Here is a 13,639-nt window from a genome sequence, read left to right as displayed (position 1 = left end):
TCAGGGAGGTAGGGACACGTAGATGTCGACCGCAAACGACAACGAAAACCTGGTCAACGTGCTCTGTATGAAGTGGGGGACGCTCTACGGCGCCGAATATGTCAACAATCTCTACCGCGGTGTCAAACGACACCTGAAGCGCCCGCATCGCTTTGTCTGCTTCACCGACAATACCGCCGGCCTCGACGAGGGTATAGAAACCTTCCCCCTGCCTGAGCTCGGCCTGCCGGCCGGCTCCAAGGATCGCCGCTGGCAGAAGCTTGCGCTCTTCCGCCGCGAGCTTGCCGATCTCAAGGGCATCGGCCTCTTCCTCGACCTCGATCTCGTCATCGTCGATGATCTGGAACCGCTCTTCCAGCATCCGGGAAAGTTCCTCATCATCCGTGATGACGATCTCTTCCGCGCCAAGCCGCTGCGCATAGTCAATCCCACCCGCGACAGGTTCCTGGGCTCGGTCGGCAATAGTTCGGTCTTCCGCTACGAAATCGGCGCCCACGCTTATATTCTGGATACCTATATCGCCGATCCGGTGGCGGCCATGTCCAAATACGAGATCTCCCAGCAGTTCCAGAGTGCGCAGCTCGCAGCGCATGGACATCTGCAATACTGGCCGCGCGAATGGTGCGTGAGCTTCAAGAATGCCTGTGTGCCCAGCCACATCAACAGTTTCTGGCGCGATCCCGAGCTGCCACCGGAGGCCAAGATCGTCGTCTTTGCCGGCAGTCCGAAAATGAGTGAAGTTTTTGAAGGCGGCGGCCAGAAATGGTATCGCCGCATCGGCAATACCGATTGGCTGAGCAAGGCCTGGCGCGGCTAAAGCATGTCGCGCAAAAGTGTGTAGCGGTTTTGCGGCAACGACATGCAAAAACAAGAGCCTAAAGCGTGGCAAGCGGATCTGGAAGATCGCGACACGCTTTAGATTACAGTTCGACGAGCCCGAGCTTCTTCACCTGGCGGATCGTCAGCATGGTGCGAACGGTATCGACATGCTCGTTGGCCGTCAGCACCTCGATGACGAAATCCTGGAAGCGTGTGAGGTTTTGGGCCACGCAATGCAGCAGGAAATCGCTGTCGCCGGAAACCATCCAGGCCTGGCGCACCAGCGGCCATTCGGTGGTGGCAGCGGCAAAGGCCTTCAGATTGGCTTCGGACTGATGTTTGAGGCCGACCATGCAGAAGGCGACGAGATCGAGCCCGAGCTTCGGGCTGTTCAGCATCGCGTGATAGCCTTCGATGACACCCGCCTCTTCGAGCTTGCGCACCCGGCGCAGGCAGGGCGGCGCTGAAATTCCCACCCGGTCGGCAAGTTCCACATTGGTCATGCGGCCGTCGGCCTGCAGTTCCCGCAATATCTTTATGTCGATAACGTCAAGTTCAGCGCGAACCACGCTTAGGCCTTTCTTTAATTCCCCGCGGGCAGCTTCTATATAAAGCGACGGAATACGCAAGAAAGTTTCAGTCAGATGACGGAATCTTGCACAGCGCCTGCATTTGCCTTGTTGGTAATGCAAGGCTGCCCTTGAATAAAAGCATTGGTCGTTCATAAATGGCGCAGGGATCGCGAAACGGCCTTATTCGCCTCTTAGCCGCCGCATCCTGCAAGTCGAAAGGAAATTCCATGTCTGCCCGCCATACCAAGGTGCTCATTATCGGTTCCGGACCTGCCGGCTATACGGCAGCGGTCTATGCCGCGCGCGCCATGCTGAAGCCGGTTTTGATCGCCGGTCTGGAACAGGGCGGCCAGCTCATGATCACCACCGATGTCGAGAACTATCCGGGCTTTGCCGATCCTATCCAGGGGCCCTGGCTGATGGACCAGATGCTGCAGCAGGCGCAGCATGTCGGCGCCGAGATCGTCAACGACCTCGTGACCGAAGTCGACCTCAACCAGCGTCCCTTCGTCGCCCGCACCGATAGCGGCCAAGTCTGGACTGCCGATACGCTTGTTATTGCGACCGGCGCCAAGGCCAAGTGGCTCGGCATCGAAAGCGAGCAGCATTTCCAGGGCTTTGGCGTGTCTGCCTGCGCCACCTGCGATGGCTTTTTCTACCGCAACAAGGATGTGATCGTGGTCGGCGGCGGCAACAGCGCCGTCGAAGAAGCGCTCTATCTGTCGAACATCGCGAAGTCGGTCACCGTCGTGCACCGCCGCGACAGCTTCCGTGCAGAAAAAATCCTGCAGGAACGTCTCTTCTCCAAGGAGAACGTCAAGATTCTCTGGAATACCGAAGTCGCCGAGATCACGGGCACGCCGGCAAAGCCCCCAATGCCGCCGTCCGTTTCCGGTGCTCGCCTGCGCGACACCCGCACCGGCGCCATCACCGATGTCGTCGTTGACGGCGTCTTCGTGGCGATCGGTCACGCGCCGGCAACCGAACTTTTCAAGGGCAAGCTGAAGCTGAAGGACAGTGGCTATCTCTGGACCGCACCGGATTCGACTGCGACCAGCCTGGAGGGAGTCTATGCCGCAGGCGACGTGACGGACGATACGTTCCGCCAGGCGGTCACCGCCGCAGGCATGGGATGCATGGCCGCCCTCGAGGCAGAACGTTATCTGACGGGCCACATGCCCGTTGCCGTAGCAGCGGAGTAACAGTGGCATGAGGGGTGGGGGAATGCCATTGGACTGGGACAAGCTGCGTATTTTCCACGCAGCTGCCGAAGCCGGATCGTTTACGCATGCGGCTGACAAGCTGCATCTGTCCCAGTCGGCCATCAGCCGTCAGGTCAGCGCGCTCGAGCAGGATGTGGGCACCAAGCTCTTCCACCGCCACGCACGCGGCCTGATCCTGACCGAACAGGGCGAACTGCTTTACCGCACCGCCCATGATGTGCTGCTGAAGCTCGAAACCGTGAAGATGCAACTGACCGAGACGACGGAAACGCCGTCCGGCAAGCTGCGCGTCACCACGACAGTCGGCCTCGGCCAGGGATGGCTGACCGACAAGATCCAGGAATTCCTGCAGCTCTATCCCGATGTGCAGATCCAGCTCATCCTCGACAACGAGGAAGTGGATGTGAACATGCGCCATGCCGATTGCGCTATCCGCCTTCGCCAGCCGCAGCAGTCGGACCTCATCCAGCGTAAGCTCTTCACCGTGCATATGCACGTCTATGCGGCCCCCTCCTACATCAACCGCCACGGCGAGCCGCAGACGATCGAGGATCTCGACAATCACCGCATCATCACTTTCGGGGAGCCTGCGCCGAACTACCTGCTCGACGTCAACTGGCTGGAAATCGCCGGTCGCTCGTCGGACAACAAGCGCATTCCGCATCTGCAGATCAACAGCCAGACCTCGATCAAGCGGGCCTGCCTGCTCGGCATCGGCATCGCCTGCCTGCCGGATTATATCGTCGGTCGCGACCCCGGTCTGATCCAGCTGGCAATCAATGCCGACGTCCCCTCCTTCGATACCTATTTCTGCTATCCGGACGAGATCAAGAACGCCGCCAAGCTGAAAGCCTTCCGCGATTTCATCGTCAGCAAGGCCCGCAACTGGAACTTCTGATTTCCATTTTTATGGAACGAATTTCAAATCATGCAACCCACGCATGACTGACATGCACAAAAAAGGGTTGTTGTTTGCTCATTAAAGCACCATATCGCACATAGCTGATGCACACGGTGGCTTTTCCTCCCAGTTCCACCGCATTAGCTGTTCCCCTCTGGAGGTTTTTGACCTTCACACTTATAAGGGCCCTGGTTTTCCGGTGGCCCTCTTTTTTTGCCCGAATTTTTGTCGGTAGATACCGCAATGCGGAAAAATTTGTGCAGTGCATAGCAGACATGCACAAAAATGTATTGAAAGCTGCACAAAGAACCACCATATCGCTCATAGCTGATGCATTTGGTGGCTTCTCTCCCAGTGCCACCGCGTTGGCTGTTCCCCTCTGGAGGTTTTTGACCTTCACACTTAAAAGGGCCCTGGTTTTCCGGTGGCCCTCTTTTTTTGCTTAAAACTTAAGCAAGCCGGAAAAACCGTCAGCTCACGCCTCCGTGATTTGCATATCGAAAATCACCGATCCATATATCGGGAAAATCCGATTTATACTTCGATGAACGACGATGGACAAAGACGAGATTCTCAAGGCATTGGCCAACCCTGCCCGGATGGACATCCTCAACTGGTTGAAGAATCCGGAAGAGCACTTCCCGACGCAGGAACACCCGTTTGAAATGGGCGTCTGCGCCAGCCAGTTCGAACGCTGCGGCCTTTCCCAATCCACAGTTTCCGCCCATCTCGGCACGCTTCACCGCGCCGGCCTCGTCACCAGCAAGCGCGTCGGCCAGTGGATCTTCTACAAGCGTAACGAAGAAACGATCGCTGCCTTCCTCCAGCAGCTAACGCAGGATCTTTAATCATGCCCCTTGCCCTGCTCGTTCTTGCCTTGAGCTCATTTGCGATAGGCACCACCGAATTCGTCATCATGGGCCTTCTGCCCGAAGTCGCAGCCGACCTCTCTGTCACGATCCCTGAGGCCGGCTGGCTGGTTACGGGTTATGCGCTGGCCGTCGCGCTCGGTGCCCCCATCATGGCGGTCTCGACCGCCAAGCTGAAGCGCCGCTCGGCACTCATCATGCTGATGGCCTTCTTCATTGCCGGCAACCTGCTCTGCGCCATCGCTCCGAATTATTGGGTGCTGATGGTGGCACGCATCGTCACCGCCCTCTGCCACGGCGCCTTCTTCGGCATCGGCTCGGTCGTCGCCGCCAATCTCGTCAGCGAAGACCGCAAGGCACGCGCCGTCGCCTTGATGTTTACCGGCCTGACGCTCGCAAACGTGCTCGGCGTGCCGCTCGGCACCGCCATCGGCCAGGCCTTCGGCTGGCGCTCCACCTTCTGGGTCGTTACCGCCATCGGCATCGTCACCATTGCCGGCCTGATCGCCATCCTGCCCAGGGATAAGCAGGAAGAGCAGAGCAGCATTCTGCGTGAGATCGCCGCCTTGCGGAAGGGCCGCCTCTGGATGGCGCTCTCGGTTACCGTCTTCTTCTCGGCCTCGATGTTCACGCTCTTCACCTACATCGCTCCGCTGCTGCGCGACGTGACGGGCATCTCGCCGGAAGGCGTCACCTGGACCCTGTTCCTGATCGGCGTCGGCCTGACGGTCGGAAACCTGATCGGCGGCAAGCTCGCCGACTGGCGCCTCGGCACAGCCCTTGCCGCCATCTTCGCGGCGATCGCACTGACTTCAGCGATCTTCTTCTATACGAGCCGCTTCTTCATCCCCGCCGAGATTACCCTCTTCCTGTGGGCCGCCGCCACTTTCGCCGCGGTTCCCGCCCTGCAGGTCGGCGTCGTCGGTTTCGGCAAGGAGGCCCCGAACCTGGTCTCGACTATCAATATCGGCGCCTTCAACACCGGCAATGCCCTTGGCGCCTGGGTCGGCGGCATGGTCATCGATGCCGGCCTCGATCTCAATCGCGTTCCCCTCGCCGCAGCCGCCATGGCCCTGATCGGCCTTGCCGCCACTGTTCTCACCTATCTCTCCGGCCGGGCGCAGACTGCCCCCGCTGCTGCCGAGTGATCCCCCAAGCAGAAAGGACCTTCCATGGCCAAGCTTTTCCAGCCGACTCAGATCGGCGATATCGCGCTCAAGAACCATATCGTCATGGCGCCGCTCACGCGTAACCGTTCTCCGGGCGCAGTCCCGAACGACCTCAACGTCGAATATTATCGCCAGCGCGCCACGGCCGGCCTCATCATCACGGAAGCGACCGCCATCACGCATCAGGGCCAGGGCTATGCCAACGTTCCCGGCCTTTATAGCAAGGAAGCCGTTGATGGCTGGAAGCGCGTGACGGACGCGGTTCATGCCGAAGGCGGCAAGATCATCGTGCAGATGTGGCATGTCGGTCGCATCTCCCACACGACGCTGCAGCCGAACGGCGGCAAGCCGGTGTCCTCGACCAACCGTATCGCCAAGGCAAAGACCTATCTGGTCAACGCTGACGGTAGCGGCGCCTTTGCCGATACGTCCGAGCCCCGCGCGCTCGAAGCCTCCGAAATTCCGGGCATCATCGAGGATTATCGCAAGGCTGCCCGCGCTGCGATCGATGCCGGCTTCGACGGTGTCGAAATCCACGGCGCCAACGGCTATCTGCTCGACCAGTTCATGCGCGACGGCGTCAACGACCGCACCGACGAATATGGCGGCTCGATCGAAAACCGCACGCGGTTCACCTTCCAGGTGGTCGAGGCCGTAACCAAGGAAATCGGCGCTCGCCGTACCGCAATCCGCATTTCGCCGGTCACGCCGTCGGGTGAGTCCTACGATTCCAATCCGCAGGCGCTCTTCACGCATGTCGTTGAAGGTCTCGCCAAGTACGACCTTACCTATATCCATGTCGTAGAAGGCCAGACCGGCGGCGACCGCGATTATCGCCAGGGCGACAACCCGTCTTTCAATTACAAGGCGCTGCGCGCCGCCTATGAGAAGGCTGGTGGCAAGGCTGCCTGGATGGTCAACAATGGCTATATCAGAGATATGGCGATCGAAGCCGTCGAAAACGGCACGGCCGATCTCGTCGCCTTCGGCAAGCCTTTCATCTCCAATCCCGATCTCGTCGAACGGCTGGAAAAGAACCTGCCACTCAACCCGCCGGACCAGTCTACCTTCTACGGCGGCAGCGCAAAGGGCTATGTCGATTATCCGGCCCTGGAAAAGGTCGCCTGATCGTCTTGGACAAACAGAAATCCCGCCATCCGGCGGGGTTTCCATTTCAGGCCATTGCCGCTAGCTTGCGCCGATGTTCTCTCCCTATCTCGAACGCTGGTCGCTGACTGCTGACGGCGAACCCATCATCACCCATTCAAGCCACCTCCTGCCGGTCATCTGGCAAAACAAGCCGGCCATGCTGAAAGTCGCGACCCACAGCAGCGAACGCGAAGGCGCGCTGTTGATGAAGTGGTGGGACGGCGATGGCGCTGCCCGTGTCTATGCCCAGGAAGATGATGCAGTTCTGCTGGAGCGCGCGACGGATAAACGCTCGCTGCTGAACATGGCAATGAATGGCGAGGACGACGAGGCAAGCCGCATCATGGTGCGCACGGCGGCAAAGCTGCACGCGCCCCGCCCTACTCCTCTCCATGACTCCACACCGCTAAAGCGCTGGTTCCGCGATCTGGAGCCGGCCGCCCTCACCCATGGCGCCACCTTTGCCGACTGCTGGAAAACGGCGAGCGCTTTGCTGGCCGAGCCACAGCAGTTCAGCATTCTTCACGGCGACATTCACCACCGCAATATCCTCGACTTCGGCGAACGGGGCTGGCTGGCGATCGATCCCAAGCGTCTCTGGGGCGAACGCGGCTTCGACTTTGCCAATATTTTCGCCAATGAAGACCTGCCGACGATAACGGACCCCGCTCGTCTGAAGCGTCAGCTTGCGATCGTCTCCAAGGAGGCCAATATCGAGCCGACCCGCCTGCTGAAATGGATAGCCGCCTATTCCGGTCTTTCCGCCGCCTGGTTCCTCGAAGATGATGACCACGTGTCGGCAGAAAAGCCTCTGACTGTCGCCCGCATCGCGCTCGCCGAACTGGCTTAACCCGCCTTCCCGACATGAGAGAGAGGTGCCGCGGTCGTTGCTCCATGCGGCTCTGGTAGGGAGCCCTGTGCAATGAGCGAGGCCCACACTGCCTCGTCTATCGGCGTGTGCGGCTCGGTTCCGAGTTCGGCGACCAGCTTGTCGTTCCTCATGCGCAGCGTCACCTTCCAGAGGTAGCGCATCTCCTTCAGTTCATGCATGACCGTCATGAAGGGAGCGAGCAACGGCACGATGAACCAGGGGAAACGACCGATCTTGGCCGCACCGCCGGCAACACGCCGGACCGCCTCCGCCATTTGCCGGCCATCGCCATCCCAGAAGCCGTTCATGTGATAGCAGGCGAAAGCCGGAAGGCGCTCGGCACGCTCGACGAGCTGCACCATCGTCTCGGCTACATCGGGCAGATAGGCCCATTGGTGACCGATGCCCGGCCTAGCCGGATTCTTGATCGTACCAACAGGTTTGCCCGGCGTGGCAAAAGCAGCGGAGAACCAGCTATTGCTGGTAGCGCCCGGCCCGAAGAAGTCGCCGGCGCGGACGATGATGACGCCAGTGCCGGTCTCGGAAGCAGCCTTCAGGCGCTTCTCCATCTCGACGCGGATCTTGCCCTTCTTCGTCACCGGGTGCTGCGGACTATCCTCCGTCACAACAGGAAACGCATCCGGCCCGAAATTGTAGACGGTGCCTGGCAGCACGATGCGGGCGCCGACGGCACGAGCTGCGGCAATCGTATTATCCAGCATCGGCAGAACCAGCTTCTCCCAGTCGCGATAACCGGGCGGATTGACCGCATGCACGATCAGGCTTGCGCCTTCGGCAGCCTTGCGCACGTCCGCCAGATTCATCGCGTCCCCCTGTATCCAGTCGAAACCCTGCCCGCTCGCGGATGCTTTCGCGGCGTTGCGGTTGAGCGCTCTGACCTTCCAGCCGCGTGACTGCAGCTTGCGGGCGACCGCACTGCCGACGCCGCCGGTGGCGCCGAGAACCAGCGCCAGTTTCTTGTCCTGATATTCGCTGCTCATGATCGTCTCCTTGTTCGATGAGACGACTATGCCTTCAACCCGAGATAAACAAAATTGACGAAATAAGTTCCGCTGCTATACATAATTATATGGGCACCGAACCAAGCTGGGATTTCTATCGCTCCTTCCTCACCGTGCTGCGCCAGGGGTCGCTCTCGGCCGCCGCCCGTGAGCTCGGCCTGACGCAGCCGACAATCGGCCGCCATATCGCCGCGCTCGAGGAGGCTGTCGGTGCAGAGCTTTTTATCCGCTCTTCGAATGGCCTGCTGCCGACCGATGTGGCGCTCGACCTCCAGCCCTATGCCGAAACATTGGCAACGACGGCCGCCGCCTTCCTGCGCACAGCATCCAGCAAGCGCGACAAAGTGGAAGGCACCGTGCGCATCAGCGCCAGCGAGGTCATCGGCGTCGAAGTGCTGCCGCCGATCATCGCCGATCTGCAGGAAGCCTATCCGGGCTTGCAGGTGGAGCTTTCGGCATCGGATGCGCTGGAAGATCTCATGAACCGGGAGGCGGATATTGCTGTGCGCATGGCCGAACCGCAGCAGGATGCACTTCTGGTGCGGCGCATCGGCGATATCCCGCTCGGTTTTCACGCGCATCGCCGCTATTTGGAACGCCACGGCACACCGCAAACCCTCGCCGAGCTTGCCGGTCATCGCATCATCGGCTTCGACAGGCAGACAGCCTATATCCGCATGATGCGAAAGCTCTACCCGGCCGTGGATGAACTCACCGCCACCTTCCGAACCAGCAATCATCTGGCGCACTACACGGCCATTCGCGCCGGTGTGGGAATCGGCATCTGTCAGACCGGGCTGGGCCGTCCCAATTCCGATCTCGTTCACATTCTGGCAGATGAATTCGAAATCCAGCTCGGCACATGGGTCGCCATGCACGAAAGCCTCAAGACCTCGCCCCGCTGCCGTGTCGCCTTCGACGCGCTGGTCAAGGGTCTGCTGAATTATATCAAGTCATGCAGGGAAACGCGCGCCTGACGACGCGCTGAAGGATTTCAGAAAATCAACCGGATCAGGGCTCCGGGGAAACCTCGGGCGAACGGCCTTTGGTAAAGCCGTCCACGACCTCGGTCTCGGGACGATCGCCACCTTCGGCATATTCTTCGTGCCACTTGCCCTGCGCATCCTGCCAGCTGATCTCGGCGGAATCGCCGCCAACCTGCTGCTCGGCCGCAACGATACGGGCTGCTTCGAGCGCTTCGGAGTGGCTCGGAAATGCCTCGGAATAGACGTCTCCAAGCTTGTAGGCCCAGCCGCCGTCATGCGGTACGACTTCGTAGACCACCTTGACCATGCATGTGTCTCCTCTTCTTCTCGTTGCGCATCCGTAGGCTCCCGGATCATGTCCGGTTCAGCGCGGGCCGCTTGAGAAGATTTCCAGGACGCCGCGATCTGGGTTCCGGCTGCCGTATGAAAAGCAGTATTTCATTAATCGTCACAGACTGCAAATTTCATCAGTGGGGAGTCTGCTTGCATAGAAAAATCACCGGCTTAGATTCCCCGAGGGAATCAAAATCGGCGCTGGTGGTAGAAATGGCATTGCATCTTAAGGAAGAAAAATTCCTGATCGTGGCGGTCATTGTCGCGGTCATCACCTACTTGCTGGAACATTCGGTCACGGAGGCCGGCCGGGGCATGGCGCTTTTCGCCGCCGCCGCGCTGATTGCAACCATCGTGCTCGCCTCCATGCGCGTCGCCCATCACGCGGAACTGCTGGCCGTCAAGGTTGGCGACCCCTACGGCACGATGATCCTGACGCTCTCGGCAGTCGCTGTCGAAGTCATCATCCTTGGCATCATGATGAGCGGCGAGGAAACGTCGCCGACGCTCGTGCGCGACACGATCTATTCGGCTCTCATGCTCGATATCAACGGCATCCTCGGCCTTGCCGCCCTGCTCGGCGGACTGAAACATGGCGAGCAGCCCTATAACGACAATTCCGGAAAGACCTATGGTGTGATGATCCTGACCGCCATGGGCATCTCGATGATCGTTCCGGAATTCGTGCCCGGCGACAAGTGGCACTATTATTCCGGCTTCACCATCATCGCCATGATCGCGCTCTACGGCCTTTTCCTGCGCATGCAGGTCGGCCAGCACAGCTACTTCTTCTCCTACAGCTATCCGCGTTCGGAACGGCAGAAGGAACATCCCGAGGAACATGACGGAGAGGGATCGGTCGCGACCTCGATCACCATCATCCTTATCGGCGTGGTCATCATCGGCGCGCTTGCCGAATTCATGTCAGGCTTCATGAGCGAAGGCCTGCGCGATACCGGCGCTCCTGTTGCCGTGACTGCCATCGTGGTTGCCGCCATCTCCGCCGCACCGGAAATTTTGACGGCCTTGAGGGCGGCGCTCCGCAACCGTATGCAGGCAACCGTCAACATCGCCATGGGCGCGTCTCTCTCGACGGTCATCCTCACGGTACCGGTCATGGAAGCGATCGCGCTCTATACCGGCCAGCCCTTCATCATGGCCATGTCGCCGGTCCAGACCGTCATGGTGGCGATTACCCTGATTGCCGCCGCCATCAACCTCAATGACGGCGAGACGAATGCCATCGAAGGCATGACCCATTTCATCCTCTTCGCCACCTTCATCATGCTGACGGCGATCGGACTTTGAATCTGAAATCAGCGGCTTAACGCGACAATCGGAATCATTTTCGCAGCGCGTTCAATTAGAAGGTCAGGACAAACAAAAAGCCCGCCATCCCTGGCGGGCTTTTTTAATGCGGCTGATAGCCGATGATTACTTGCAGGCGCCGCAGAAGCGCTGGATGCGGCGGCACGCTTCTTCCAGAAGCTCCTCCGAGGTCGCATAGGAGATGCGGAAGTTCGGGCCGAGGCCAAAGGCCGAGCCGTGAACGACGGCAACGCCTTCCGATTCCAGGAGTTCGGAAACGAAATCCTCGTCCGTCTCGATGACTTTGCCGGACGGGGCTGTCTTGCCGATGAGCCCGGCGCAGGACGGATAGACGTAGAAGGCGCCTTCCGGCACCGGGCAGACGATGCCCTTGGCCTGGTTCAGCATGGAAACAACGAGATCACGGCGGCCTTCGAAGATCTTCTTGTTCTCTGGGATGAAGTCCTGCGTGCCGTTCAGCGCTTCGACAGCCGCCCACTGGGCGATCGAGGTCGCACCCGATGTCTGCTGCCCCTGGATCATGTCCATAGCCTTGATCAGCTGGATCGGGCCTGCCGCATAACCAATACGCCAACCGGTCATCGCATAGGCCTTGGAGACGCCGTTCATCGTCAGCGTGCGGTCGTAGAGCTTCGGCTCGACTTCGACGGGCGTGACGAATTTGAAGTCACCATAGGTCAGGTGCTCGTACATGTCGTCCGTCAGCACCCAGACATGCGGATGCTTCATCAGCACGTCTGTCAGCGCCTTCAGCTCGTCATGCGTATAGGCAGCGCCCGTCGGGTTGGACGGCGAATTGAAGATGAACCACTTGGTCTTCGGCGTGATCGCCTTTTCGAGATCGGCGGGCTGGAGCTTGAAATTATGCTCCTGGGTGGCCGAAACGAAAATCGGTGTGCCGCCGCAGAGCGCCACCATCTCGGGATAGGACACCCAGTAAGGCGCGGGGATCACGACTTCATCGCCGGGGTTCAGCGTCGCCATGAAGGCGTTGAACAGGATCTGCTTGCCGCCGGTGCCGACGATCGTCTGCTCCCAGGAATATTCCAGACCGTTCTCGCGCTTGAATTTGGCGGCAATCGCCTTACGCAGTTCGGGGATACCGGACACCGGCGTGTATTTCGTCTCGCCGCGATTGATCGCGTCGATGGCGGCTTTCTTGATATTCTCCGGCGTATCGAAATCGGGCTCGCCTGCGCCGAGGCCGATGACGTCGCGTCCTTTGGCTTTCAGCTCGCGCGCTTTCTGAGAAACGGCGATGGTGGCTGAAGGCTTCACGCGGGAAAGGGCATCGGCAAGGAAAGCCATGATATCGGTCCTACAAGGTTGAAACGGGCAGAAGGCCGGGACCGGAGTTCTGCGCTAAGCTCTATGTCCAATGTGTGACATCATTTCAAGCGCAAAGGCGTGATGGCGGCAATGATTCTTATTGATCGATTGCCGCACCTGCCTCTGGAATTTTGAACCGAGGTTCGAAGAGACGCCGCAAGGGGTGGATCCAGGCTCACAGGAAGTTGAATCAGTTTCTGAAGTCGGCCCTGTTTTATTCCTTAAAATCAAGGTTATCGCCCGTTTACCATTTGCCACGAATAAGCCGCAACAAATGCCGCGGCATGCCGCAATTCGGTCGTGAGAGCGCCGAGATCAAACCGCTACTCTATCACCATCCGACATTGGTTATTGAGGGTATGCCATGTTTCTGGAAGACGAGCACGCAGCGGGACGTCTGCGCGCAAGCCGGGTTTCTCTGTCGCTGATGGTGGCGGTCATCGCGTTTGCAAGCTGTGTCGTCGCGGCGTTCGGCCTCTTTTCAGTCGCCGAAGCAGGACCGGCCATGGCTTCCAGTTCGCTCCACGCTTCCTATGCCGACCAGAAGATTGCCGATGGCGTAGCAGTGCTTTTCGCCGCGTTGGTCGCCGCAAACGGGCTCGCCATCTGGCTGCGTCGCATTAAGGGCCTTGTCATCTGGGGAGGCGGGCGCGATGCCCGCTAAGCCGCAGCGTTCCAGCTGGACCGAGGAAGCGGACACGTTCGAGCCGCTGCCGACCTACATGGAGCTGGCAATGGCCGCCGCGTCTGCCCACGAGGCACCGCCTGCACCGCCAAGACCCCGTCTTCCCGGGCTTTCGATCGTCGAGAAACTGGTCGCCGTCGGTATCGTTTGCCTTACCTTCTACGGCATGGCGCTGATCGGCTGCGGACTTTTCCTGAAAGCTGAAGCAAAGYGCACCGGCTACTACATCACACAGCGGATAATGAGCGCGGAATTGCAACAGGCCGATTTCGATACCCGTTTCCCTCCCCGCGTAATCAACTGACCTGCTCTCATTCAATCCGAGAACACAAAACCGTTATGGAGCGCCGACTACGGTTGAAGCGCACCATGCCCCGCGCCA

General features: G+C 59.6%; 16 protein-coding genes. 11 read left to right on the top strand and 5 right to left on the bottom strand.

Annotated features, from left to right (window positions below):
- Positions 1 to 22: 22 nt before the first annotated feature.
- Positions 23 to 817 carry a hypothetical protein gene (locus AC1DTN_RS05295; RefSeq protein WP_442206963.1) on the top strand — a complete coding sequence of 265 codons (795 nt, stop codon included), beginning with the start codon at positions 23 to 25 and terminating at the stop codon, positions 815 to 817.
- Between the two features lie 103 nt (positions 818 to 920).
- Here the strand turns inward: AC1DTN_RS05295 and AC1DTN_RS05290 are convergent, their stop codons facing one another.
- The gene (locus tag AC1DTN_RS05290) at positions 921 to 1,388 is read right to left on the bottom strand and encodes an Lrp/AsnC family transcriptional regulator (RefSeq protein ID WP_007824299.1); all 468 of its coding nucleotides are present in this window, start codon (positions 1,386 to 1,388) and stop codon (positions 921 to 923) included.
- Between the two features lie 230 nt (positions 1,389 to 1,618).
- On the opposite strand from AC1DTN_RS05290, the gene trxB reads away from it, so the two are divergent.
- Entirely contained in the window at positions 1,619 to 2,593 is a 975-nt protein-coding gene (gene trxB / locus AC1DTN_RS05285; RefSeq protein ID WP_113325115.1) for a thioredoxin-disulfide reductase, read from the top strand.
- A gap of 22 nt (positions 2,594 to 2,615) precedes the next feature.
- Complete coding sequence (locus tag AC1DTN_RS05280; protein ID WP_112543602.1) at positions 2,616 to 3,512, top strand: LysR family transcriptional regulator VtlR; 897 nt, start codon at positions 2,616 to 2,618, stop codon at positions 3,510 to 3,512.
- Between the two features lie 28 nt (positions 3,513 to 3,540).
- Here AC1DTN_RS05280 and AC1DTN_RS05275 read toward each other — a convergent pair whose 3' ends face one another.
- Positions 3,541 to 3,915 (bottom strand): hypothetical protein, encoded by a 375-nt coding sequence (locus AC1DTN_RS05275; RefSeq protein ID WP_477920056.1) that lies wholly within the window; start codon positions 3,913 to 3,915, stop codon positions 3,541 to 3,543.
- Between the two features lie 154 nt (positions 3,916 to 4,069).
- Between AC1DTN_RS05275 and AC1DTN_RS05270 the strand changes: the two genes are divergently transcribed.
- The 4 genes from AC1DTN_RS05270 to AC1DTN_RS05255 all read left to right on the top strand — a co-directional run bounded on the left by AC1DTN_RS05270 (position 4,070) and on the right by AC1DTN_RS05255 (position 7,552).
- Complete coding sequence (locus AC1DTN_RS05270) at positions 4,070 to 4,363, top strand: ArsR/SmtB family transcription factor (protein ID WP_113325116.1); 294 nt, start codon at positions 4,070 to 4,072, stop codon at positions 4,361 to 4,363.
- A gap of 2 nt (positions 4,364 to 4,365) precedes the next feature.
- Positions 4,366 to 5,532: an MFS transporter gene (locus tag AC1DTN_RS05265; protein ID WP_113325117.1), complete on the top strand. Its 1,167-nt coding sequence runs from the start codon at positions 4,366 to 4,368 to the stop codon at positions 5,530 to 5,532.
- Between the two features lie 24 nt (positions 5,533 to 5,556).
- Complete coding sequence (locus AC1DTN_RS05260) at positions 5,557 to 6,681, top strand: alkene reductase (protein WP_113325118.1); 1,125 nt, start codon at positions 5,557 to 5,559, stop codon at positions 6,679 to 6,681.
- Between the two features lie 73 nt (positions 6,682 to 6,754).
- Entirely contained in the window at positions 6,755 to 7,552 is a 798-nt protein-coding gene (locus AC1DTN_RS05255; protein ID WP_113325119.1) for an aminoglycoside phosphotransferase family protein, read from the top strand.
- Here the strand turns inward: AC1DTN_RS05255 and AC1DTN_RS05250 are convergent.
- A complete protein-coding gene (locus AC1DTN_RS05250) occupies positions 7,549 to 8,574 on the bottom strand; it encodes an NAD-dependent epimerase/dehydratase family protein (protein WP_442206964.1) in 1,026 nt (341 codons plus the stop codon). The genes AC1DTN_RS05255 and AC1DTN_RS05250 overlap by 4 nt on opposite strands.
- 89 nt (positions 8,575 to 8,663) lie before the next feature.
- On the opposite strand from AC1DTN_RS05250, the gene AC1DTN_RS05245 reads away from it, so the two are divergent.
- A complete protein-coding gene (locus tag AC1DTN_RS05245; RefSeq protein WP_442206965.1) occupies positions 8,664 to 9,572 on the top strand; it encodes a LysR family transcriptional regulator in 909 nt (302 codons plus the stop codon).
- 34 nt (positions 9,573 to 9,606) lie between these two features.
- On the opposite strand, the gene AC1DTN_RS05240 is transcribed toward AC1DTN_RS05245, so the two are convergent.
- Entirely contained in the window at positions 9,607 to 9,888 is a 282-nt protein-coding gene (locus tag AC1DTN_RS05240; RefSeq protein WP_007824317.1) for a DUF2188 domain-containing protein, read from the bottom strand.
- A 239-nt stretch (positions 9,889 to 10,127) separates the two neighbouring features.
- Between AC1DTN_RS05240 and AC1DTN_RS05235 the strand changes: the two genes are divergently transcribed.
- Positions 10,128 to 11,222 (top strand): calcium:cation antiporter, encoded by a 1,095-nt coding sequence (locus AC1DTN_RS05235; protein WP_113322082.1) that lies wholly within the window; start codon positions 10,128 to 10,130, stop codon positions 11,220 to 11,222.
- Positions 11,223 to 11,348: 126 nt separating this feature from the next.
- Here the strand turns inward: AC1DTN_RS05235 and AC1DTN_RS05230 are convergent, their stop codons facing one another.
- Positions 11,349 to 12,551 (bottom strand): pyridoxal phosphate-dependent aminotransferase, encoded by a 1,203-nt coding sequence (locus AC1DTN_RS05230; RefSeq protein WP_113322081.1) that lies wholly within the window; start codon positions 12,549 to 12,551, stop codon positions 11,349 to 11,351.
- 385 nt (positions 12,552 to 12,936) lie between these two features.
- Between AC1DTN_RS05230 and AC1DTN_RS05225 the strand changes: the two genes are divergently transcribed.
- Entirely contained in the window at positions 12,937 to 13,236 is a 300-nt protein-coding gene (locus tag AC1DTN_RS05225) for a hypothetical protein (RefSeq protein WP_442206966.1), read from the top strand.
- Positions 13,226 to 13,561, top strand: coding sequence for a sortase (locus tag AC1DTN_RS05220; protein WP_477920054.1), 336 nt, complete (start codon positions 13,226 to 13,228; stop codon positions 13,559 to 13,561). Before AC1DTN_RS05225 ends, AC1DTN_RS05220 begins: the two co-directional genes overlap by 11 nt.
- The last annotated feature ends 78 nt before the right edge of the window (positions 13,562 to 13,639 follow it).

It is taken from the genome of Rhizobium sp. 01T444 (assembly GCF_056398305.1).
The sequence above is the reverse complement of the archived record's forward strand: the minus strand, read 5'-3'. Positions and strand labels throughout refer to the sequence as shown.

Coding starts and splice junctions, on each gene's coding strand:
- AC1DTN_RS05295 (WP_442206963.1), top strand. CDS start 23: ATGTCGACCGCAAACGACAACGAAAACCTGGTCAACGTGCTCTGTATG.
- trxB (WP_113325115.1), top strand. CDS start 1,619: ATGTCTGCCCGCCATACCAAGGTGCTCATTATCGGTTCCGGACCTGCC.
- AC1DTN_RS05280 (WP_112543602.1), top strand. CDS start 2,616: ATGCCATTGGACTGGGACAAGCTGCGTATTTTCCACGCAGCTGCCGAA.
- AC1DTN_RS05270 (WP_113325116.1), top strand. CDS start 4,070: ATGGACAAAGACGAGATTCTCAAGGCATTGGCCAACCCTGCCCGGATG.
- AC1DTN_RS05265 (WP_113325117.1), top strand. CDS start 4,366: ATGCCCCTTGCCCTGCTCGTTCTTGCCTTGAGCTCATTTGCGATAGGC.
- AC1DTN_RS05260 (WP_113325118.1), top strand. CDS start 5,557: ATGGCCAAGCTTTTCCAGCCGACTCAGATCGGCGATATCGCGCTCAAG.
- AC1DTN_RS05255 (WP_113325119.1), top strand. CDS start 6,755: ATGTTCTCTCCCTATCTCGAACGCTGGTCGCTGACTGCTGACGGCGAA.
- AC1DTN_RS05250 (WP_442206964.1), bottom strand. CDS start 8,574: ATGAGCAGCGAATATCAGGACAAGAAACTGGCGCTGGTTCTCGGCGCC.
- AC1DTN_RS05245 (WP_442206965.1), top strand. CDS start 8,664: ATGGGCACCGAACCAAGCTGGGATTTCTATCGCTCCTTCCTCACCGTG.
- AC1DTN_RS05240 (WP_007824317.1), bottom strand. CDS start 9,888: ATGGTCAAGGTGGTCTACGAAGTCGTACCGCATGACGGCGGCTGGGCC.
- AC1DTN_RS05235 (WP_113322082.1), top strand. CDS start 10,128: ATGGCATTGCATCTTAAGGAAGAAAAATTCCTGATCGTGGCGGTCATT.
- AC1DTN_RS05230 (WP_113322081.1), bottom strand. CDS start 12,551: ATGGCTTTCCTTGCCGATGCCCTTTCCCGCGTGAAGCCTTCAGCCACC.
- AC1DTN_RS05225 (WP_442206966.1), top strand. CDS start 12,937: ATGTTTCTGGAAGACGAGCACGCAGCGGGACGTCTGCGCGCAAGCCGG.